Here is a 23,571-nt window from a genome sequence, read left to right as displayed (position 1 = left end):
AAAATTTAAACATGTCAGCAATTTTAAGACTTAAATTTTTCTTTGAAAAATATGGATTCCATGTTTCATCGCGATTAGCAGATAAACTCGGAATGCGTGTTACGAGCGTACGATTATTTTTTATTTACATTTCGTTTGTAACAGCAGGATTAGGTTTTGGTATTTATCTGACTTTAGCCTTTTGGATTCGTTTAAAAGATTTAATTCGCGCTAAACGAACTTCTGTTTTTGACTTGTAATTTTAAAAATTGGATATAAAAAAAGCCCCTTATTTTAATAAATAAGGGGCTTTTCAATTTTGTGTTTTTTTATTCTATTTCTTCTGGTCTGTTTAGTTTTGCTCGTTTTTTACTGTAAGCAAAATAAACAATAATACCTATAGCTAACCATCCTAGTGAAAGTAATTGAGCATCTAAACTCAAATTAATCATTAAGTACGTATTGATTGAAATACCACAAATTGCGATTATTGGAAGAGCTGGAACTTTAAATGTTCTTGTTAATTGAGGTTGTTTTACTCTTAGAATCCAAACAGCAATACAAACCATTGTAAAAGCAAATAAGGTACCAAAACTTGTCATATCTGCTAATCTGTTAATTGGTGTAAAAGCTGCAACTACAGCAATAATACCACCTAAGATAATTAAATTAGTTTTTGGTGTTCCTGAAATTGGATTTACTTTAGAGAATACAGCAGGAATTAAACCATCTTTAGACATACCAAGGAAAATTCTTGATTGTCCCATAATCATTACCATTAATACAGAAATCAATCCAATAGTTGCAGCAACTGTAATAATAAAACCAGCCCATGGTTGCCCCGCAATATCAAATGCGTAAGCTACTGGTGCTTTTATAGCTTCCGGATATTTTCCTAGTGGATTAAAGTCTTGATAATTCATCATTCCTGTTAAAACTAAAGAAACAAGAATATATAATGTAGTACAAATTAATAACGAAGCAATAATTGCAAACGGTACATCTTTTTTAGGATTAATAGCTTCACCGGCTTGTGTTGAAACGGCATCAAAACCTACATAAGCAAAGAAAATTGCAGCAGCTCCAGAAACAATTCCCGCTATTCCATATGCATTGTGAGTAGTTTCTTTTTCGATGATTTTAGTAGCCTCAGGAATAAATGGATGCCAGTTAGCGGTATTAATAAAGAAAAGACCGGCAATGATTACAAATATAACAGCAGAAACTTTAAGAATAACAATCATATTGTTTGCTTTTGCTGCGCTTTTTGTACCTTTAATAAGTAACGAAATAACTAAAATCACGATTAAAAAAGCAGGTAGATTCATTGAAAAGCCTTCACCAGTATAACTTGCCGGGTCTGTTGTGAGCCAGTCAGGAAGTTTAATGTGAAACATTTTAAGTAATTTGTTGAAATATCCAGACCATGAAACAGCTACGGTCATTGATCCCATCGCATACTCAAGGATTAGCCCCCAACCAATAATCCAGGCAAAAATTTCTCCAATTGTACCATAAGCATACGCATAAGCTGAACCCTCAACTGGTAAAATTGATGCAAACTCAGAATAACAAAGAGCTGCAAAAACGCAGGCAACACCTGCAATAATGAAAGAAAGTGCTAAAGCAGGACCAGCATGATAATATGCACCGGTACCAGTTAGAACAAAAATTCCTCCACCAATAATAGCTCCAACTCCAATGGCTGTAAGGCTCCATTTTCCCAGAACTCTTTTTAAATCACTTTTTTTCATATCCGCTTCAAAAGCCGATATCGGTTTAACTCTCCAAATTGACATATTATAATAGTGGTTTATTGTTATTAAGCTCCAAATGTATCGTTTTTTATAAAAAATAAAAACAATTATATAAGTTTAAGTTATAAAATGTTTAAAATTAATACAGGATCATCCGAAATTCAGTTCGAACAACTCTATTTTGTCAACTTACTTTGATAAAAAATACATTATGCATTTTTTTATAAATTATAAAAATTTAGTATTTTTCTTATAATTTAACTCTTTTTGACTTAATTTTGACTTTTAAAAAATTGAAAAGTTATCAAATGATTAATTTTAAAGCTCTGCAGCATCATTTTAAGTTTACAAATCAACAACGTTTAGGGATTTTTTTGCTCTTAGCTATTATTGTAGTATTACAAATGATTTGCTTTTTTGTTAATTTTTCTATTCCGGAGAAATCTTTTTCTCCCGAAGAAGAACAATGGCTTTCTTTACAATCAGAAATAGATTCACTAAAAGTGGAAAAATATAATGTAGTGGCTAAAGTTTATACTTTTAATCCAAATTTCATTTCAGATTATAAAGGGTATAAACTCGGAATGTCAGTTCAGGAAATAGATCGATTACTGGTCTTTCGGAAAGAAAATAAATATGTGAATTCAGCCAAAGAATTTCAGGAAATAACTAAAATTTCAGATTCATTGTTAAATGTTATTTCACCACTCTTTAAATTTCCGGATTGGATTCAGAATAAAAAATCATTTAAAACAGATAGAGTAGAATATGTTCACAAAGAATATCCTAAAAAGGAAAAGATAATTTTATCGGATATTAATGAAGCAAGTCAGGAAGATTTAATGAAAATATTTGGCATTGGAGAAGCTTTGTCACTTCGGATATTAAAGCAAAAGAAATTTTAGGAGGTTTTATTTCCATGGAACAGATGAAAGATGTTTGGGGACTTTCACCAGAAGTTCTTTTCGAATTAAATACACATTTTAAAATTGTAACGGTCCCAAATTTTAAGAAAATTGCAGTAAATGATGCTTCTTTGAAAGAGTTGGCGCAGTTTCCGTATTTCAGATATGCATTGGCAAAACAGATAATCACATATCGCAGTATGAATGGAAATTTTAAAAATATTGAGGATTTAGCAAAAATTAAAGATTTTCCTGTTGAAAAAGCAAAAATAATTAGTTTATATTTGGAGTTCTAAAAATAACATCGAAATGAATTTTGAATATAATGAAACGCAATCAATGATTGCTCAGTCTATAAAAGAGTTTGCAGAAAAAAACATTAGACCTAATATAATGGAATGGGATGAAGCGCAAATTTTTCCTGTCGATTTATTTAAAAAATTAGGTGAAATGGGTTTTATGGGTGTTTTGGTGCCTGAAGAATATGGAGGGTCCGGATTAGGTTATCATGAATATATTACTGTAGTTGAGGAAATTTCTAAAGTAGATCCTTCAATCGGACTTTCTGTTGCGGCCCATAATTCATTATGTACCAATCATATTTTGACTTTCGGAGATGAAGAACAAAAGAAAAAATGGCTGCCTAAATTGGCAACTGCAGAATATATTGGTGCTTGGGGCTTAACAGAACATAATACAGGGTCTGATGCCGGAGGAATGAATACAACTGCGGTTAAAGATGGTGATTCGTGGATTGTAAATGGTGCAAAAAACTTTATAACACATGCAATTTCGGGAGATATTGCCGTTGTAATTGTTCGTACAGGAGAAAAAGGGGATTCTAAAGGAATGACTGCTTTTGTTTTTGAAAAAGGAATGCCCGGATTTACTTCAGGTAAAAAAGAAAATAAATTAGGAATGCGAGCCAGTGAAACTGCCGAATTAGTTTTTGACAACTGTCGTGTGCCGGATGCAAATAGATTAGGTGAGGTTGGACAAGGATTTGTTCAGGCCATGAAAATATTAGATGGCGGTCGTATTTCTATCGGCGCTTTGTCACTTGGAATTTCAAAGGGAGCGTACGAAGCAGCTTTGAAGTATTCAAAAGAAAGACATCAGTTTGGACAGCCTATTAGCAGTTTTCAGGGGATTTCATTTAAATTAGCCGATATGGCAACTGAAATCGAAGCTTCAGAATTGTTATTGCATAAAGCTGCTTTTTTAAAACAAAAACATAAGCCGGTTACAACGCTTGGAGCAATGGCAAAAATGTATGCTTCTGAAGCCTGTGTGAAAATTGCAAATGAAGCAGTTCAGATTCACGGCGGATATGGATATACAAAAGATTTTCCGGTAGAGAAATTTTACAGAGATTCTAAATTGTGCACTATAGGCGAAGGAACTACTGAAATTCAGAAACTTGTAATTTCAAGGAATTTGCTAAAAGAATAAAGAATAAAGAATAAAGAATAAAGAATAAAGAATAAAGAATAAAGAATAAAGAATAAAGAATAAAGAATAAAGAATAAAGAATAAAGAATATTCTTAATTTGCTCTTTTTAGTGATCGGTTTTCAGAGAAGTCGATTCTCTTTTTCTATGTTCTATTTTCTTTTAAAATAATTTACAATTTATAACTCATAATTAATAATTAATAATTACTTTTGCAACCTTAACGAGAGGAGGTGTCTATATTATGTTAATTATACCAATTAAAGACGGAGAAAATATCGATAGAGCATTAAAGCGCTATAAAAGAAAATTTGATAAAACAGGAACTGTTCGTCAACTAAGAGCACGTACTGCTTTTATTAAGCCTTCTGTTATCAAAAGAGCTCAAATTCAAAAAGCTGCTTACATTCAAAACATGAGAGATGGTTTAGAAAGTTAGTATTACGCTTTTCAAAAATAATTACCGTTAGTTATCAAATTTTGATACTAACGGTTTTTTTATGCTTAATTTTGAGGTAAATAAGATTTGAAGATATTATATATAGGTGTAATATTGGGTTTTTGTGTAAAGTAAAAGAGTGTATTCTTATGAAATCAAATAAAGAAGCGTTTCGTGATTATCTTCAATTCGAAAAAAATATTCTCCCCATACTGTTAATGCTTATTTAAATGATGTGATGTTTTTTGAAGAATTCAATAAAACTCATTTTGAGCAGGATAATATTGATCAGGTAAATTACAGTCAAATCAGGAGTTGGATTGTTTCTTTGGTTGATCAGGATATTTCAAATGTTTCTGTCAATAGAAAAATGGCTTCATTAAAGTCTTTTTATAAATTTCTTTTAAAGACAAGGCAGATAGAAATAAATCCCATGCTAAAACATAAAGCATTAAAGACTCCTAAAATTGTTCAGATTCCTTTTTCAGAAAAAGAACTTACAGATTTAATTCACGAAGTAGGTAATCCGGTAGGATTTGAAGAAATAAGGGATAAGCTTATTGTTGAGATGTTTTATACAACCGGAATGAGGAGGGCAGAGCTAATAAATTTGATGCTGCGCAATGTAGATTTGTCTTCCAGTGTTATTAAGGTTTTAGGGAAAAGAAATAAAGAACGCATTATTCCACTTTTACCTGTTATTGTTGATCAGCTTAAATTGTATTTAAACGAGCGGGCTTTAGTTGAGAACATCGTTGATGGTGAATATTTTTTTATTTCAAAAAAAGGGTTAAAATTGAGCGAATCTTTTGTGTATCGATTAATAAATTCTTACTTTAGTAAAGTCTCTGAGAAGGTGAAAAAAGCCCGCATGTGCTTCGGCATACTTTTGCAACTCATCTTTTAAATAATGGAGCAGATTTAAATTCAGTTAAAGAATTATTAGGACATTCGAGTTTAGCGTCTACGCAAGTTTATACTCATAATAGTTTAGCGGAGCTTAAGAAAGTGTATACTAATGCGCATCCGAGAAATAAATAGTAATTCTTAAATGTTTAACCCTAAAATTAGTATTATGAAGGTAGATGTTCATGCCGTTAACTTTACTGTTGACAGAAAGTTGGTTGATTTTATTCAGGAGAGAATGGATAAATTAGAAAAATATTACGATCGAGTTGTCTCGGCTGACGTTTTTTTAAAAGTGGAAAGAACAAGTGATAAGGAGAATAAGGCGGTAGAGATTAAGATTAATGTTCCTGGAGACGAATTTTTGGTTAAAAAACAATGCAAAACATTCGAAGAAGCAGTAGAGCTTTCGGCGGAATCTTTAGAACGTTTGCTGGTAAAAAGGAAAGAAAAAATAAGAGCACACATATAATTGAAAATTTTTTTCAAAAAATGTTTTGATACAAAGATAAAATAGCTACATTTGCAGTCCGTTAGAAATAGCGGACTTTTTTATTGATATTGCCAGCGTAGCTCAGTTGGCTAGAGCAGCTGATTTGTAATCAGCAGGTCGTGGGTTCGAGTCCCTCCGCCGGCTCTAAATATTTCAAATGCGATTTGAAATTGTTCATGCAATTATTGATAAAAAAAGGGGAGATACTCAAGCGGCCAACGAGGGCAGACTGTAAATCTGCTGTGTGAACTTCGCAGGTTCGAATCCTGCTCTCCCCACAAAAAAAGTTTAGAATTCAGATTGTTGGTTTTAGATTGTTAAAGTCTAAATTCTTAAATCTACAGTCTAAAATCAGAACTCTGCCGGTGTAGCTCAGGGGTAGAGTGCTTCCTTGGTAAGGAAGAGGTCTCGGGTTCAATTCCCGACATTGGCTCAAGTAAGTAGGAAATTGAAATTAATATATAACTAAGATTAAAAATTAAGTAAAATGGCAAAGGAGAATTTTAATCGTTCCAAACCGCACTTAAACATAGGTACAATTGGACACGTGGATCACGGAAAAACTACATTAACTGCAGCAATTACAAAAGTATTGTCTGATGCTGGTTACTGTCAAGCAAAATCGTTTGATCAAATCGATAACGCTCCAGAGGAGAAAGAAAGAGGTATTACTATTAATACATCACACGTAGAGTATGAAACAGCTAACCGTCACTACGCTCACGTTGACTGTCCAGGTCACGCGGATTACGTAAAGAACATGGTTACTGGTGCTGCTCAAATGGACGGAGCTATCTTAGTAGTTGCTGCTACAGATGGTCCAATGCCACAAACTCGTGAGCACATCCTTTTAGGTCGTCAGGTTGGTATTCCAAGAATCGTTGTTTTCATGAACAAAGTGGATATGGTTGATGATGCTGAATTGTTAGAGCTTGTTGAAATGGAAATTAGAGATTTATTATCTTTCTACGAATATGATGGAGATAATGGTCCTGTAGTTCAAGGTTCTGCTTTAGGAGGATTGAATAATGATCCTGCTTGGGTACCAAAAATCATTGAATTAATGGCAGCTGTTGATGCTTGGATCGAAGAGCCAGTGCGTGACGTAGCTAAACCATTCTTGATGCCGGTTGAAGATGTATTTACAATTACTGGTCGTGGAACTGTTGCTACAGGTCGTATCGAAACAGGTATTGCTAATACAGGAGATCCAGTTGAAATCATTGGTATGGGAGCTGATAAATTAACTTCTACTATTACAGGAGTTGAGATGTTCCGTAAAATCCTTGATAGAGGTGAAGCTGGAGATAACGTAGGTTTATTGTTAAGAGGTATTGATAAAGAATCTATCAAAAGAGGAATGGTTATCATTAAGCCAGGATCAGTAAAACCACACGCTACTTTCAAAGCTGAGGTTTATATCTTGAAAAAAGAAGAAGGTGGACGTCATACTCCATTCCATAATAACTACCGTCCACAGTTCTACGTACGTACAACTGACGTAACAGGAGTTATTACTTTACCAGAAGGAGTAGAGATGGTAATGCCGGGAGATAACTTAACTATCAATGTTTCTTTATTAAGCCCAATCGCAATGAGCGTAGGTTTACGTTTCGCTATCCGTGAAGGTGGTAGAACAGTAGGAGCTGGTCAGGTTACTGAAATCGTAGGATAATCCTATAAATAATTATAAAAAGCCAGTTGTTTTCTTAACTGAAATCACTGGCTTTTAATTACGGGCGTAGTTCAAGGGTAGAATAGCGGTCTCCAAAACCGTTGATGGGGGTTCGAATCCCTCCGCCCGTGCAATATAAAATATATCAAATGACAAAAGTTACTAATTATTTATCAGAGGCTTTCGAAGAGTTAAAGTCAAATGTTACTTGGCCTGCTTGGGCTGAGGTTCAAAAATTGACAATTGTTGTGGCTGTATTTTCAGTTCTATTCGCTTTGGCAACATGGGGAGTAGATGAATTTTTTGCAAAAGCTTTGGCTGGATTTTTTAACTGGTTAAAAGGATAATTTTTTTGTGATGGCAGATAATAATGTAAAAAAATGGTATGTGGTTAGAGCTGTAAGCGGACAGGAAAACAAAGTCAAAGCTTACATCGAAACCGAGATTGCCAGATTAGGTATGGGTGATTATGTTTCCCAAGTTTTAGTGCCTACAGAAAAAGTAGTTACTGTAAAAGAGGGAAAGAAAATGTCTAAGGATAAAGTTTATTTTCCTGGATATGTTATGATCGAAGCCAATTTAGTTGGTGAGATACCTCATATTATCAAGTCTATTACTAGTGTTATTGGATTTTTAGGTGAGATCAAAGGAGGAGAACCTGTTCCTTTGAGACTTTCTGAAGTAAATAGAATGTTAGGTAAAGTTGATGAGTTGGCTGTTAATACAGATACTCGTGCTATTCCTTTCAACTTAGGAGAAACTGTTAAAGTGATCGACGGTCCATTTAACGGATTTAACGGAACAGTTGAAAAAATCAATGAAGAAAAGCGTAAACTTGAAGTTATGGTTAAGATTTTCGGAAGAAAAACACCATTAGAATTAAGTTTTATGCAAGTTGAAAAAGTATAATTTTTTGTTACATATATAATAACCATTGTAATCGCTTCCATTGATTGCAGTGTTAAATTTTTTAAAAATGGCTAAAGAAATTAGTAAGGTAGTTAAACTACAAGTTAAGGGAGGTGCTGCGAATCCGTCGCCACCGGTTGGACCTGCTTTAGGAGCTGCTGGGGTAAACATCATGGAGTTTTGTAAGCAATTTAATGCTAGAACTCAGGATAAACCTGGCAAAATATGCCCAGTGCAAATCACTGTGTATAAAGACAAATCATTCGATTTTGTTGTTAAGACTCCTCCAGCAGCGGTTCAGTTAATGGAAGCTGCAAAGCTAAAATCTGGTTCTGGTGAGCCTAATCGTAAAAAAGTAGCTAGTGTTACTTGGGAACAAATTAGAGCAATTGCTGATGACAAAATGCCTGACTTAAATGCATTCACTATTGAGGCTGCAATGAGTATGGTTGCTGGAACAGCTAGATCTATGGGTATAACTGTATCAGGAGAAGCTCCTTTTTAATTAAGAAAAAGACATGGCAAAATTAACAAAAAAGCAAAAAGAGGCTGCTTCAAAGATTGAAAAGAACAAACTATATTCTCTTAAAGATGCTGCGGCATTATTAAAAGTAGTTGCTTCTGCAAAATTTGATGAGTCTGTTGATATCGCAGTTCGTTTGGGTGTAGATCCAAGAAAAGCGAATCAAATGGTTAGAGGTGTAGTTACATTACCTCACGGAACAGGTAAAGACGTTAAAGTATTAGCATTGGTTACTCCAGATAAAGAAGCGGAAGCTAAAGAAGCTGGGGCAGATTATGTTGGTCTTGATGATTATTTACAAAAAATTAAAGATGGTTGGACAGATGTTGATGTTATCATCACTATGCCAGCTGTTATGGGTAAATTAGGTCCATTAGGTCGTATTTTAGGACCTAGAGGTTTAATGCCAAACCCTAAAACAGGTACTGTAACTATGGATGTTGCAAAAGCTGTTGCAGAGGTTAAAGCTGGTAAAATTGACTTTAAAGTTGATAAAACTGGTATCGTTCATGCAGGAATTGGTAAAGTTTCTTTTGGAGCTGAGCAAATTATTGACAACGCACACGAAATTATTCAAACATTAATAAAACTTAAGCCAACTGCTGCTAAAGGTACCTACATTAAAGGTATTCACCTTACAAGCACTATGAGTCCTGCAATTGCATTGGATCCAAAAGCAGTATAATTGGTAGTTAAAAATTTTTAGTATGACTAGAGAAGAAAAATCAATCGCGATTGAAAATTTAACTGCGCAGTTAGCTGGTACAAATATCATTTATGTATCTGATATTTCTGGATTAAACGCAGAGACAACTTCAAACTTACGTAGAGCTTGCTTTAAAGCTGGTATCAAATTAGAAGTTGTAAAGAACACTTTGCTTGCAAAAGCAATGGAAGCTTCTGCTAATGATTATGGTGATTTACCTTCAGTATTGACTGGTAACAGTGCTATATTTATTTCTGATGTAGCTAACGCTCCTGGAAAAATTATTAAAGATTTCCGTAAGAAATCTGATAAACCAGTTTTAAAAGGTGCTTTCATTAATAATGAAATTTATATTGGAGATAATCAATTAGATGCATTAGCAACTATTAAATCTAAAGAAGAACTTCTTGGAGAACTTATTGGATTATTGCAATCACCAGCACAAAGAATTATTTCTGCTTTACAAAATAAATTCGCTGGTAGCGAAGAAGAAACTGAAGCATAATAATTTCCTTGCAAGGATTTATTTCCTTGCTGCTTAATTAGCGCACAATAAATAAATTATATTTTACAAATCATTTTAAACGATAGAAAAAATGGCAGATTTGAAACAATTCGCAGAACAATTAGTTAACCTAACAGTTAAAGAAGTTAACGAATTAGCAACAATATTAAAAGACGAGTATGGTATCGAGCCTGCTGCTGCAGCTGTAGTAGTTGCTGCTGGTGGTGGAGAAGGTGCTGCTGAAGAAGCACAAACTGAATTTACAGTTGTATTAAAAGAAGCTGGTGCTTCTAAATTAGCAGTTGTAAAATTAGTTAAAGAACTTACAGGTTTAGGTCTTAAAGAAGCTAAAGATGTAGTTGACGGTGCTCCAAGTAACGTTAAAGAAGGTGTTTCTAAAGAAGAGGCTGAAGGTCTTAAAAAATCATTAGAAGAAGCTGGAGCTGTAGTTGAACTTAAATAAGTTTACTCGGTTTTAAGAACTAGGTTTAGGTCTTGAGTCAACGCTCAATGGCCTAAACCATTTTTCGTATAATAAAATAGATCAAGTTTTATTATCAAATAGTTTAAAATACGAAAAAGTTTTTGATCAATACGAAGAAAAAAATTGAACTGAATTCTTACTAGTTTATTTTTAAAGATGTATTGATTATAATAAGAAAGTATAGATTAAACAGTGTGTGTTTACACAAAAAATTACTTTTTTTAATCAAAATTTTGTCCATTGATGATAACAAATCAGACTGAAAGATTGAATTTTGCCTCTACAAAAAATATCCCTGACTATCCGGATTTCCTAGATGTTCAGGTTAAATCTTTTAAAGATTTCTTTCAATTAGAAACTAAATCTGACGAAAGAGGCAACGAAGGGTTATACAACACCTTCATGGAAAACTTTCCAATCACAGATACAAGAAACAACTTTGTATTGGAATTCCTAGATTATTTTGTTGATCCGCCACGTTATACAATTCAAGAATGTATAGAGAGAGGTCTTACGTATAGTGTGCCTTTAAAAGCAAGGTTGAAACTATACTGTACTGATCCAGAACACGAAGATTTTGAAACAATTGTACAAGATGTTTATCTTGGAACAATACCTTATATGACTCCAAGTGGTACCTTTGTTATTAATGGTGCCGAGCGTGTAGTAGTGTCACAATTACACCGTTCTCCTGGGGTTTTCTTTGGACAGTCATTCCATGCAAATGGAACAAAACTATATTCTGCCAGAGTAATTCCTTTTAAAGGATCTTGGATAGAATTTTCTACAGATATCAACAGCGTAATGTATGCTTATATCGATAGAAAGAAAAAATTACCGGTAACAACTTTATTCCGTGCAATTGGGTTTGAAAGAGACAAGGATATCCTTGAAATTTTCGACCTTGCTGAAGAAATTAAAGTTTCTAAAACTGGTATTAAGAAATATATTGGAAGAAGACTTGCTGCGCGTGTATTGAACACTTGGCATGAGGATTTCGTTGATGAAGATACCGGTGAGGTAGTTTCTATCGAACGTAACGAAATCATCCTTGATAGAGATACTATTATCGACAAAGATAATGTTGAAGAAATCATCGATTCTAACGTTAAATCTATTTTGTTACACAAAGAGGATAATAATCAGGCAGATTATGCTATTATCCACAATACGTTACAGAAAGATCCAACAAACTCTGAAAAAGAAGCTGTAGAGCATATTTACCGTCAGTTGCGTAACGCTGAACCGCCTGATGAGGAAACTGCTCGTGGTATTATAGATAAATTGTTCTTCTCTGATCAACGTTATAACTTAGGTGAAGTTGGTCGTTACAGAATGAACAAAAAACTTGGTTTAGATATCCCAATGGAAAAGCAAGTGCTTACCAAAGAAGATATCATTACCATTGTAAAATATTTGATCGAATTGATCAACTCTAAAGCAGAGATTGATGATATTGATCACTTATCAAACCGTCGTGTTAGAACAGTTGGAGAACAATTGTCTCAACAATTCGGTGTTGGTTTAGCACGTATGGCTAGAACTATCCGTGAGAGAATGAACGTTAGAGATAACGAGGTGTTTACACCAATTGATTTGATTAATGCTAAAACATTATCATCAGTTATCAACTCTTTCTTTGGTACTAACCAGTTATCTCAATTTATGGATCAAACGAATCCATTAGCTGAGATTACACACAAAAGAAGACTTTCTGCCCTTGGACCTGGTGGACTTTCGAGAGAGAGAGCTGGATTTGAGGTTCGTGACGTTCACTATACACACTATGGTCGTTTATGTCCGATTGAAACTCCTGAGGGGCCAAACATTGGTTTGATTTCATCTCTTGGTGTTTATGCAAAAGTTAATGGAATGGGATTCATCGAAACTCCATACCGTAAAGTAACTAATGGTGTAGTTGATTTAGAAAGTACTCCAATTTACTTAAGTGCTGAAGAAGAAGAAGGTAAAATGATTGCTCAGGCAAACATTGAAATGGATGAAAATGGTAAAATTACAGCTAGCAATGTTATTGCTCGTGAGGAAGGTGACTTCCCGGTTGTTGAACCATCTGTAGTTCATTATACAGACGTTGCTCCTAACCAGATTGCTTCGATTTCTGCTTCATTAATTCCTTTCCTGGAACATGATGATGCGAACCGTGCGTTGATGGGATCAAACATGATGCGTCAGGCAGTTCCTTTGATCCGTCCTGAAGCACCAATTGTAGGTACAGGTTTAGAGCGTCAGGTAGCTTCAGATTCAAGAGTATTAATCAATGCTGAAGGGCATGGAACTGTTGAATATGTTGATGCTAATATCATTACTATTAAATACGATCGTACAGAAGACGAGAGAATGGTTAGTTTTGATGCTGATGAGAAAACATACAACCTAATTAAATTTAGAAAAACCAATCAAGGTACAAGTATCAACTTGAAACCAATCGTAAGAAAAGGTGACAGAGTTATTCCTGGACAAGTATTATCAGAAGGATATGCTACTCAAAATGGTGAATTAGCTTTAGGTAGAAACTTAAAAGTTGCGTTCATGCCATGGAAAGGGTATAACTTTGAGGATGCGATTGTAATTTCTGAAAAAGTAGTTCGTGATGATATTTTTACTTCTATCCACGTTGATGATTATTCATTAGAGGTTAGAGATACTAAGTTAGGAAATGAAGAGTTAACAAACGATATTCCTAATGTTTCTGAAGAAGCTACTAAAGATTTAGATGAAAACGGTATGATCAGAATTGGAGCAGAGGTTAAACCTGGCGACATTTTGATTGGAAAAATTACACCAAAAGGAGAATCAGATCCTACTCCGGAAGAGAAATTGCTTCGTGCAATCTTCGGGGATAAGGCAGGTGATGTAAAAGATGCTTCATTAAAAGCTTCTCCATCTTTACACGGTGTAGTTCTTGACAAAAAATTATTTGCAAGAGCCGTAAAAGATAAACGTAAACGTACTCAGGATAAAGATGCTTTAGGCGCTTTAGAAATGGAATTTGAAACTAAATTTGTTGAATTGAAAGACAGATTGGTTGAGAAATTATTCTTGATCGTTAACGGAAAAACATCTCAAGGTGTAATGAATGATTTGGGTGAAGAAGTTTTACCAAAAGGTAAAAAATATACTCAAAAAATGCTTTACGCAGTAGAAGATTTTGCTCACTTAAGCAAAGGTCAATGGGTTGCTGATGATGCTACTAATAAAATGGTTAATGATTTGATTCATAACTATAAAATTAAGCTGAACGACTTACAAGGATCTTTAAGAAGAGAAAAATTCACTATTACAGTTGGAGATGAATTACCATCTGGAATCTTGAAATTAGCGAAAATTTATATCGCTAAAAAACGTAAACTGAAAGTAGGGGATAAAATGGCAGGACGTCACGGTAACAAAGGTATTGTTGCAAGAATCGTTCGTCATGAAGATATGCCTTTCCTTGAAGATGGAACACCAGTAGATATCGTATTGAATCCACTTGGGGTACCTTCACGTATGAACATTGGTCAGATTTATGAAACTGTTCTTGGATGGGCTGGACAAAATTTAGGTAGAAAATTTGCTACTCCAATTTTTGATGGTGCTTCTTTAGATCAAATTAATGAATTAACTGATGAAGCTGGAGTACCACGTTTCGGACATACACATCTTTATGATGGTGGTACTGGAGAGCGTTTCCATCAAGCAGCGACTGTGGGTGTAATTTACATGCTTAAATTAGGACACATGGTTGATGATAAGATGCACGCACGTTCTATCGGTCCATACTCGTTGATTACTCAACAACCACTTGGAGGTAAAGCTCAATTTGGAGGTCAGCGTTTTGGAGAGATGGAGGTTTGGGCACTTGAGGCTTATGGAGCATCTAGTACACTACGTGAGATCTTAACAGTTAAATCGGATGACGTTATTGGTAGAGCGAAAACTTACGAAGCTATCGTTAAGGGTGAGTCTATGCCAGAGCCAGGATTACCTGAATCATTCAATGTATTAATGCATGAATTGAAAGGTCTTGGACTTGACATTCGTTTAGAAGAATAATAAGTATTAGGAAGTTTTCAGTCCCGATTTTTGTCGGGGCTGATTACTCATTTATAGAAGTTTTTAGGATTTATACCCGTAACCCGTTCCGATTTTTTATATAAGCCCTAAGAGTTTTATAATTAGCACTTCAAAATAATTAGGTTTGAAGTTTAGAGAAGTAACCCGAGGTAGTGTTGAAGTCGAAAGTTTAAAAGTCCAAAGTCTAAAGTCATTCCTGATTTAAAAGATTTACGACATTTGACTTTAGACTTAACCAAAAATCAATTTTTTAATTGCAAATAAATCAATAGTAAAAACTATGATGAATAATAGAAATAATAATAAAGATAAAAATCCAGTTAAAAGATTTAATAAAATCTCAATTGGATTGGCTTCACCAGAATCTATCTTGAAAGAATCAAGAGGAGAGGTGTTGAAACCAGAAACTATCAACTACAGAACTCACAAACCAGAACGTGACGGACTTTTCTGCGAAAGAATCTTCGGACCTGTTAAGGATTTTGAATGTGCTTGTGGTAAATATAAAAGAATTCGTTACAAAGGTATCATCTGTGACCGTTGTGGTGTTGAAGTTACAGAGAAAAAAGTACGTCGTGACAGAGTAGGACACATCAACCTTGTTGTGCCAATTGCTCACATTTGGTATTTCCGTTCTCTTCCAAATAAAATTGGTTATATCCTAGGTCTTCCATCTAAGAAATTAGATATGATCATTTACTACGAAAGATACGTAGTAATCCAGGCTGGTATTGCTAAAAATGCAGATGGAGAATCATTACAAAGATTAGATTTCTTAACTGAAGAAGAATATTTGAATATTTTAGATACTCTTCCACAAGAAAATCAATATTTAGATGATATGGATCCTAATAAATTTGTTGCCAAAATGGGAGCAGAATGTATTATGGATTTATTGGCTCGTATTGACTTAGATGCTTTATCTTATGAATTAAGACATAGCGCTAACAACGAGACATCTAAACAACGTAAAACTGAAGCTTTAAAAAGATTGCAAGTTGTTGAGTCTTTCCGTGAGTCTAACTTAAACCGCGAAAATCGTCCTGAGTGGATGATTATGAAAGTGGTTCCTGTTATTCCACCAGAATTGCGTCCGCTTGTGCCACTTGATGGAGGTCGTTTTGCAACTTCAGATTTAAATGACTTATACCGTCGTGTAATTATCCGTAATAACCGTTTGAAAAGATTAATGGAGATTAAAGCTCCTGAAGTTATCTTAAGAAACGAAAAACGTATGTTGCAGGAATCTGTAGATTCATTATTTGATAACACTCGTAAAGCTTCTGCTGTTAAAACAGAATCTAACAGACCATTAAAATCATTATCTGATTCCTTAAAAGGTAAGCAAGGACGTTTCCGTCAAAACTTACTTGGAAAACGTGTGGATTATTCTGCTCGTTCGGTAATTGTTGTTGGTCCTGAATTAAAATTATTCGAATGTGGATTGCCAAAAGATATGGCATCTGAATTATACAAACCTTTCGTTATCCGTAAATTGATTGAAAGAGGTATTGTTAAAACAGTAAAATCTGCTAAGAAAATTATAGACAAAAAAGAGCCTGTAGTTTGGGATATCCTTGAAAATGTAATTAAAGGTCACCCAGTATTACTTAACCGTGCTCCTACGTTACACAGACTTGGTATTCAAGCTTTCCAGCCAAAATTAATTGAAGGAAAAGCGATCCAATTGCACCCATTAGTATGTACGGCTTTCAACGCCGATTTTGATGGGGATCAGATGGCAGTTCACTTGCCATTAGGACCAGAGGCTATTTTAGAAGCACAATTATTAATGTTGGCTTCTCACAATATCTTGAACCCTGCAAATGGTGCTCCAATTACTGTACCTTCTCAGGATATGGTCTTGGGTCTATATTATATGACCAAAGAACGTATCTCGACACCAGAACATGTAATTTTAGGTCAAGACTTAACTTTCTATTCTGCTGAAGAAGTAAACATTGCATTAAACGAAGGAAGATTAGAATTGAATGCTCGTGTAAGAATCAGAGCGAAAGATTTTAATGACGCTGGAGAATTAGTGTACAAAATTATTCAAACAACTGCAGGGCGTGTATTATTTAATGAAGTAGTACCTGAAGCAGCTGGATATATCAATGATGTATTGACTAAGAAAAACCTTAGAGATATTATCGGACACATTTTAAGTGTGACTGATGTACCTACAACGGCAGCTTTCTTGGACAACATGAAAGATATGGGTTATAAATTCGCATTTAGAGGAGGTTTATCATTCTCTCTTGGTGATATTAGAATCCCAGAACAAAAAACAAAATTAATTGCAGACGCCAGAGAGCAAGTTGAAGGTATTTCTGTGAATTATAACATGGGTCTTATTACCAATAACGAACGTTACAACCAAGTTATTGACGTATGGACTTCAGCAAATGCTCAGTTAACAGAATTAGCAATGAAAAATATTAGAGAAGACCAACAAGGTTTCAACTCTGTATATATGATGCTTGACTCTGGAGCGAGGGGTTCTAAGGAACAGATTCGTCAGTTAACTGGTATGCGTGGTTTGATGGCTAAGCCTAAAAAATCTACTGCTGGTGGTGGAGAAATTATTGAAAACCCGATTCTTTCTAACTTTAAGGAAGGTCTTTCGATCCTTGAGTATTTCATTTCTACTCACGGTGCTCGTAAAGGACTTGCGGATACGGCCCTTAAAACTGCCGATGCCGGATACTTAACAAGAAGGCTTCATGACGTTTCGCAAGATGTTATTGTTAACATCGAAGATTGTGGAACTTTAAGAGGTGTTGAAGTTTCTGCTTTGAAGAAAAATGAGGAAATCGTTGAATCATTAGGAGAAAGAATTTTAGGACGTGTTGCATTGCAAGATGTTATAAATCCACTTACTAATGAAGTAATGGTTCAATCAGGTCAACAAATTACTGAGGCAATCATGAGAACTATCGAAGCTTCTCCGATTGAAAGAGTAGAGGTTAGATCTCCATTAACTTGTGAGGCTTTAAAAGGTATTTGTGCTAAATGTTACGGTAGAAACTTAGCTACTGGTAAAATGACACAAAGAGGTGAAGCTGTTGGAGTTATTGCTGCTCAGTCTATTGGTGAGCCAGGTACACAGTTAACACTTCGTACGTTCCACGTTGGAGGGGTTGCCGGAGGTATTTCTGAAGAATCTAGTATTGTTACAAGATTCAACGGTAGACTTGAGATTGAAGATTTAAAAACTGTTAAAGGTGAAGATAGTGAAGGTAATGCGGTTGATATCGTAGTATCACGTTCAACTGAATTAAAATTAGTTGACGAGAAAACTGGAATCGTCTTAAATACACATAACATTCCTTACGGTTCTAGTATCTTTGTTAAAGATGGAGAAACTGTTACTAAAGGATCTGTGATCTGTAAATGGGATCCATATAATGGTGTAATTGTTTCTGAATTTACTGGTAAGATTGCTTACGAAGATTTAGAGCAAGGACAGTCGTTCATGGTTGAAATCGATGAGCAAACAGGATTCCAGGAAAAAGTAATTTCTGAAGCAAGAAATAAAAAATTAATTCCAACTTTATTGGTTTACGGTAAAGAAGGTGAATTGATTCGTTCGTATAACTTACCAGTAGGAGCCCACCTTATGGTTGAGAACGGTGAGAAAATTAAAGCAGGTAAAGTATTAGTAAAAATTCCACGTCGTTCTTCTAAAGCAGGCGATATTACGGGAGGTTTACCAAGAATTACTGAGTTGCTTGAAGCTCGTAACCCTTCAAACCCAGCGGTTGTATCTGAAATTGACGGTGTTGTTTCTTTTGGAAAAATCAAAAGAGGTAACCGTGAGATTGTTATCGAATCTAAATTTGGTGAGATTAAAAAGTATTTAGTTAAACTGTCTAGCCAAATCTTAGTTCAGGAAAATGACTTTGTAAGAGCAGGAGTACCATTATCTGACGGTGCAATTACACCAGATGATATTTTAAGAATTCAAGGACCGGCTGCTGTTCAACAGTATTTGGTAAATGAAATTCAAGAGGTATACCGTTTACAAGGGGTAAAAATTAATGATAAGCACTTTGAGGTAGTTATCCGTCAAATGATGCGTAAAGTTAGAGTTCAGGATCCGGGAGATACATTGTTCTTAGAAGATCAATTAATTCACACTAAAGATTTCATCGTTCAAAACGATAAATTATATGGTATGAAAGTTGTTGAAGATGCTGGAGATTCAGCTGTATTGAAACCAGGACAAATTATTTCTCCTCGTGATTTACGTGATGAAAATTCATTATTGAAACGTACTGATAAAAATCTTGTTGTAGCAAGAGACGTAATTACCGCAACTGCAACGCCAGTTTTACAAGGTATTACAAGAGCTTCGCTTCAAACTAAATCATTCATCTCTGCTGCTTCTTTCCAAGAAACAACAAAAGTACTTAATGAAGCTGCTGTAGCTGGTAAAGTAGATGATTTAGAAGGATTAAAAGAAAATGTAATTGTTGGACACAGAATTCCTGCGGGAACTGGTATGAGAGAATATGATAATACTATCGTAGGATCTAAAGACGATTACAATGAAATGATGGCCAATAAAGAAGAATATATTTATTAATTAGGAAACTATGAGTAATCCGAAACAACAACAAGAGCAAATTAATATCGAGTTAGATGAAACTATCGCAGAAGGAATTTATTCTAATCTTGCGATTATAAATCACTCATCATCAGAGTTTGTTTTAGATTTTGTGAGCATTATGCCGGGTATTCCTAAAGCCAAGGTAAAGTCAAGAATTGTCCTGACACCACAACATGCTAAAAGATTATTAAAAGCAATTGGTGAAAACATTCATCGTTTTGAAGTAGCTCACGGCGAGATCAAAGACACTGAACAAGCACCAATACCACTTAATTTTGGTCCTGCGGGACAAGCATAATATAAAAAGCCCCAGAAATGGGGCTTTTTTTGTTGAAAACATAAAAATATGTAGTTTGTCCGATTTTATTTCACTTTAATCGAGTATATTTCTTTATGCAATTTTAATGTAATAAATTAGACATTCTGTAATTAGGATAAAAGTAATTTTAGAATATAATGACTTAGTAAGGTTGATTTAATTCAGATTAAAAAAAGCGCTAATATTTAAATTAGCGCTTTTTTTGTTATTTTTTTGAAATGAAAATTAATCAAACTCTGAAGTAAAGAATAATTTTACAGTTGGATATTTATTTTGAGTCATTTGAATTGTAAAATCAGAATCGGCTAAAAATACTAATTGACCGTATTTATCATGTGCTAAGAATTTTTGTTTGATACGTTTAAATTCTTTAAACTCATCATTTTTAGCATCATCAGGTTTTACCCAACATGCTTTATGAACAGGGAAGTTTTCATAAGTACATTTTGCACCGTATTCATGCTCTAAACGATATTGAATTACCTCGTATTGAAGCGCTCCAACCGTACCAATGACTTTACGATTGTTCATCTCTAAAGTAAACAACTGCGCAACACCTTCATCCATTAACTGATCAACACCTTTGTCCAATTGCTTGGCTTTCATAGGATCAGCATTATTAATATATCTAAAGTGCTCAGGAGAGAAACTTGGAATTCCTTTAAAGCTCATTATTTCGCCTTCGGTTAAAGTATCTCCAATTTTAAAGTTTCCAGTATCATGTAAACCTACAATGTCACCTGGATATGAAATGTCTACAATTTCTTTTTTCTCAGCAAAGAAAGCATTCGGACTCGAAAATTTTAAATTTTTCTTTTGGCGAACGTGATAATAAGGCTTGTTTCTTTCGAAAGTTCCCGAAACAATTTTAATGAAAGCTAAACGGTCTCTGTGTTTTGGATCCATATTAGCATGGATTTTAAATACAAAACCTGTCATTTTTTCTTCTTTTGGATCAACCAAACGAGTTTCAGAATCTTTTGCTCTTGGAGAAGGAGCGATTGTTACGAAACAATCTAGCAATTCACGAACTCCAAAGTTATTTAATGCCGATCCAAAAAATACTGGCTGAATTTTTCCGTCTAAATAATCCTGACGCTCAAATTTCGGATAAACTTCATCGATTAATTCTAATTCTTCACGAAGTTTGTCAGCTGCTTTTTGACCAACAATTTTATCTAATTCAGGGTTGTTTTGAACATCAGAGAAAGCGATCGTTTCTTCGATATTTTTACGGCTGTCACCACTAAAAAGATTGATATTTTCTTCCCATAAATTATAAATTCCCTGAAAATCATAACCCATTCCGATAGGGAAACTTAAAGGTGTAACTTTTAATCCCAATTTTTGTTCCACTTCGTCCATTAGGTCAAAAGCATCTTTTCCTTCACGGTCTAATTTATTGATGAAAACAATCATCGGAATGTTACGCATTCTACAAACGGCAACTAATTTCTCCGTTTGTTCCTCGACTCCTTTTGCAACGTCAATTACAACAATAACACTATCAACAGCCGTTAAAGTTCTAAAAGTATCTTCGGCAAAATCCTTGTGTCCCGGAGTATCAAGAATGTTGATTTTTTTGTCTTTATAATTAAAAGCAAGTACAGATGTTGAAACCGAAATACCTCTTTGGCGTTCGATTTCCATAAAGTCACTAGTTGCTCCTTTTTTAATTTTATTATTTTTTACAGCACCAGCTTCCTGAATTGCCCCTCCAAACAACAATAATTTCTCAGTTAAAGTTGTTTTACCGGCATCGGGATGCGATATAATTCCAAATGTTCTTCTGCGTTGTATTTCTTTTAAAAAGCTCATATTTTGTATAAATAGGTTGCAAAAGTACTATTAATTACCGCTTAATAAAAATATTCACTTCTTAATTTGGGAAGTCTTTCTTTTAAAGAAAAAAATAAGGCTGTTATTATAACAGCCTTACATTAGTCATTTTAAATTACTGATTAATTGACCAAACTGAATATCCTTTTGGAGGACATTGTATTTTTACCCATTTGTCTGCTTGCGTGGTTGGATACCAGGTTGAGTTTCCGGTAAAATCTTTAATTTGAGTATTTGCCCAATTAGTTTCAACCCATCTTTCTTGCCAGGAAGATGAATTATTGATATAAACCACTAATCCCGGATTTCCGTTGTATCCATTTCTTCTGGCAACATATTCATCATTATCAGAATATAAAATTGAAGTTGTACCAGTTGCTTTGTTGTTATGAATCCAGATCAGATTGTTTAATTTGCTCTTATCCAGCCATTCCTCATAATCTCTATAGAAAATTGTTGGATATCCTTCATGCGTTAAAATATAAGAATACGCCAATAATTTATTTGAAATTTCATCCGTATCATGATTGGTTACAAAAGTTACCGCTTTATATGGATTTCTTTTCCACATCATATCGTCATTTAAAAGAGCCAGATTATTTCCGTCAAAAGCATCATTCATTTTGTAGTAACAAGCAAAATCAAATACAGAACTATTAGCATTATTCGCCCAATCATTTAATATGTTTACATTAGAATCCCATAATTCACCTACAGAAAATCCGCCTACATTTGCATTCCAGTCCCTAACAACCCAAGAACCAAAACCTTTAACGTAGTCAAATCTCCAGCCATCAAATTTCATTGTGTTTTTGTAATATTTACCAACTCCATCAGCTCTCAGCCACAACCAGTCTTTCACATTAGGAGCTGCGTGGCATAAGTCCGGAAATCCGCCAAAGCTTCCTTCATCATTATTGCCAAAACTATTTTTATGAAAATCATTATAAGTACGTTTAAATTTTCCAGAAGCAACTCCGGTAAAATTTGTCCAGGTATTTGTTCCCGTAAAAGGATTCGCTTCTGATTGGCCACCGCTATTGTGATTAATTACGATATCAGCATATACTTTCATGTTTTCAGTATGTGCCTTTGTAATCAGGCTTACCAATTCGGTTTTAGAACCAAATCGGGTTTCGATAGTTCCATTTTGATTATAATCTCCAAAATCAAAATAATCCGTTGGATCATATCCCATAGAAAATGCTCCGTTTTGCGCTTTTGAGGCAGGAGGAAGCCATACAGATCCAATTCCGGCATTAGACCAGTCTGTTAATTTAGTCGTAACAGTATTCCACCAGTTTCCGCCCGCTGGAACATCCCAATAAAAAGCCTGCATCATAACGCCTCCACCAGGATTATCAACATATTTGCCTGTTAGAGATGATTTGGTTTCGCCGGTACTAAAAGGTTTTCCGTCATGATGTGTTACATTGATGATTTTGAATTCTTTACTCGCTGCACTTGCGCCATTTTCAGATATTTCATTGTCAGAACAAGCACCAAACAATGCAGTAATTGCAAGAAAGCAATAAAATTTCACAAAAGGTTTTTTCATAATAATGATTTGGTTAAGGTTAGATTAATAAAGTTGTAATTGTATCGGATATTAATGATAAAAGTGAATTATTCTCAATTTTATCACATATAAAATATTAATTACTCATCTAAAGTATGTAAATTTTGTTATGTTGTAAATTATAGGAAAATTTTTATATCACGAAAACGTTGTAGTGTTGAAAACTTTTAATTTTAGGAGTAAAAAATTTAAACAATTCCGTCATAAATAAAACCACAATTATATCGATATGAGCTTTATTATTTGGAGATTGTATTTTGAAGTATTTCTGCTGATAAACAACTTCTTATTAATTGAATTTACGAGCTATCCCATAATTTTTTGTTAATAGTATTGCTGATAGTTGTATTATGTAATTGAATTGTTATTTTTGTTCGTTATAAGTTAGAAGAACTAGAAGTTAATTATTT

At 34.3% G+C, this 23,571-nt stretch carries 19 protein-coding genes, 4 tRNA genes and 1 pseudogene; 21 read left to right on the top strand and 3 right to left on the bottom strand.

Annotated features, from left to right (window positions below; genetic code table 11):
- Positions 1–11: 11 nt before the first annotated feature.
- A complete protein-coding gene (locus ACZZZT_RS22705; protein WP_042564002.1) occupies positions 12–239 on the top strand; it encodes a PspC family transcriptional regulator in 228 nt (75 codons plus the stop codon).
- A 69-nt stretch (positions 240–308) separates the two neighbouring features.
- Here the strand turns inward: ACZZZT_RS22705 and ACZZZT_RS22700 are convergent, their stop codons facing one another.
- Positions 309–1,778 (bottom strand): APC family permease, encoded by a 1,470-nt coding sequence (locus ACZZZT_RS22700; protein ID WP_042564003.1) that lies wholly within the window; start codon positions 1,776–1,778, stop codon positions 309–311.
- 266 nt (positions 1,779–2,044) lie between these two features.
- Between ACZZZT_RS22700 and ACZZZT_RS22695 the strand changes: the two genes are divergently transcribed.
- The 20 genes and pseudogenes from ACZZZT_RS22695 to ACZZZT_RS22600 all read left to right on the top strand — a co-directional run bounded on the left by ACZZZT_RS22695 (position 2,045) and on the right by ACZZZT_RS22600 (position 19,722).
- Positions 2,045–2,641 carry a hypothetical protein gene (locus tag ACZZZT_RS22695; protein WP_463462034.1) on the top strand — a complete coding sequence of 199 codons (597 nt, stop codon included), beginning with the start codon at positions 2,045–2,047 and terminating at the stop codon, positions 2,639–2,641.
- Between the two features lie 14 nt (positions 2,642–2,655).
- Positions 2,656–2,937, top strand: a complete 282-nt coding sequence (locus ACZZZT_RS22690; protein ID WP_463462033.1) for a ComEA family DNA-binding protein — start codon at positions 2,656–2,658, stop codon at positions 2,935–2,937.
- A 13-nt stretch (positions 2,938–2,950) separates the two neighbouring features.
- Positions 2,951–4,093 carry an acyl-CoA dehydrogenase family protein gene (locus ACZZZT_RS22685; protein WP_073397284.1) on the top strand — a complete coding sequence of 381 codons (1,143 nt, stop codon included), beginning with the start codon at positions 2,951–2,953 and terminating at the stop codon, positions 4,091–4,093.
- Positions 4,094–4,336: 243 nt separating this feature from the next.
- The gene (gene rpsU, locus ACZZZT_RS22680; RefSeq protein WP_026985791.1) at positions 4,337–4,531 is read left to right on the top strand and encodes a 30S ribosomal protein S21; all 195 of its coding nucleotides are present in this window, start codon (positions 4,337–4,339) and stop codon (positions 4,529–4,531) included.
- A gap of 149 nt (positions 4,532–4,680) precedes the next feature.
- A pseudogene (locus ACZZZT_RS22675) lies at positions 4,681–5,572 on the top strand (tyrosine-type recombinase/integrase).
- Positions 5,573–5,606: 34 nt separating this feature from the next.
- Positions 5,607–5,909: a ribosome hibernation-promoting factor, HPF/YfiA family gene (gene hpf / locus ACZZZT_RS22670; protein WP_042564006.1), complete on the top strand. Its 303-nt coding sequence runs from the start codon at positions 5,607–5,609 to the stop codon at positions 5,907–5,909.
- A 91-nt stretch (positions 5,910–6,000) separates the two neighbouring features.
- A tRNA-Thr gene (locus ACZZZT_RS22665) sits at positions 6,001–6,074 on the top strand.
- A 53-nt stretch (positions 6,075–6,127) separates the two neighbouring features.
- A tRNA-Tyr gene (locus ACZZZT_RS22660) sits at positions 6,128–6,208 on the top strand.
- An 83-nt stretch (positions 6,209–6,291) separates the two neighbouring features.
- Positions 6,292–6,363, top strand: a tRNA-Thr gene (locus tag ACZZZT_RS22655).
- Positions 6,364–6,417: 54 nt separating this feature from the next.
- Complete coding sequence (tuf, locus tag ACZZZT_RS22650; protein ID WP_042564007.1) at positions 6,418–7,605, top strand: elongation factor Tu; 1,188 nt, start codon at positions 6,418–6,420, stop codon at positions 7,603–7,605.
- Positions 7,606–7,665: 60 nt separating this feature from the next.
- Positions 7,666–7,736 (top strand) — tRNA-Trp (locus ACZZZT_RS22645).
- Between the two features lie 18 nt (positions 7,737–7,754).
- Positions 7,755–7,952, top strand: a complete 198-nt coding sequence (gene secE, locus ACZZZT_RS22640) for a preprotein translocase subunit SecE (RefSeq protein ID WP_041517377.1) — start codon at positions 7,755–7,757, stop codon at positions 7,950–7,952.
- Positions 7,953–7,962: 10 nt separating this feature from the next.
- On the top strand, positions 7,963–8,514 hold the full coding sequence (nusG, locus tag ACZZZT_RS22635; RefSeq protein WP_029273444.1) for a transcription termination/antitermination protein NusG: 552 nt from the start codon (positions 7,963–7,965) through the stop codon (positions 8,512–8,514).
- Positions 8,515–8,581: 67 nt separating this feature from the next.
- Positions 8,582–9,019, top strand: coding sequence for a 50S ribosomal protein L11 (gene rplK, locus ACZZZT_RS22630; protein ID WP_029273445.1), 438 nt, complete (start codon positions 8,582–8,584; stop codon positions 9,017–9,019).
- A 13-nt stretch (positions 9,020–9,032) separates the two neighbouring features.
- A complete protein-coding gene (rplA, locus tag ACZZZT_RS22625; protein WP_463462032.1) occupies positions 9,033–9,722 on the top strand; it encodes a 50S ribosomal protein L1 in 690 nt (229 codons plus the stop codon).
- 22 nt (positions 9,723–9,744) lie between these two features.
- Positions 9,745–10,248 (top strand): 50S ribosomal protein L10, encoded by a 504-nt coding sequence (rplJ, locus tag ACZZZT_RS22620; RefSeq protein WP_318805927.1) that lies wholly within the window; start codon positions 9,745–9,747, stop codon positions 10,246–10,248.
- A gap of 91 nt (positions 10,249–10,339) precedes the next feature.
- Positions 10,340–10,711, top strand: a complete 372-nt coding sequence (gene rplL / locus ACZZZT_RS22615; protein WP_007807437.1) for a 50S ribosomal protein L7/L12 — start codon at positions 10,340–10,342, stop codon at positions 10,709–10,711.
- Between the two features lie 264 nt (positions 10,712–10,975).
- Entirely contained in the window at positions 10,976–14,788 is a 3,813-nt protein-coding gene (gene rpoB, locus ACZZZT_RS22610; protein ID WP_042564009.1) for a DNA-directed RNA polymerase subunit beta, read from the top strand.
- Positions 14,789–15,089: 301 nt separating this feature from the next.
- Positions 15,090–19,400, top strand: coding sequence for a DNA-directed RNA polymerase subunit beta' (rpoC, locus tag ACZZZT_RS22605; RefSeq protein ID WP_073397289.1), 4,311 nt, complete (start codon positions 15,090–15,092; stop codon positions 19,398–19,400).
- Positions 19,401–19,410: 10 nt separating this feature from the next.
- A complete protein-coding gene (locus ACZZZT_RS22600; protein WP_026985797.1) occupies positions 19,411–19,722 on the top strand; it encodes a DUF3467 domain-containing protein in 312 nt (103 codons plus the stop codon).
- Positions 19,723–19,968: 246 nt separating this feature from the next.
- On the opposite strand, the gene ACZZZT_RS22595 is transcribed toward ACZZZT_RS22600, so the two are convergent.
- Entirely contained in the window at positions 19,969–21,561 is a 1,593-nt protein-coding gene (locus ACZZZT_RS22595; RefSeq protein WP_042564011.1) for a peptide chain release factor 3, read from the bottom strand.
- A 136-nt stretch (positions 21,562–21,697) separates the two neighbouring features.
- The gene (locus ACZZZT_RS22590) at positions 21,698–23,140 is read right to left on the bottom strand and encodes an alpha-amylase (RefSeq protein ID WP_463462031.1); all 1,443 of its coding nucleotides are present in this window, start codon (positions 23,138–23,140) and stop codon (positions 21,698–21,700) included.
- Positions 23,141–23,571: the final 431 nt, after the last annotated feature.

It is taken from the genome of Flavobacterium sp. AC274, from assembly GCF_979258275.1.
This window is presented reverse-complemented; position numbering and strand designations above follow the sequence as displayed.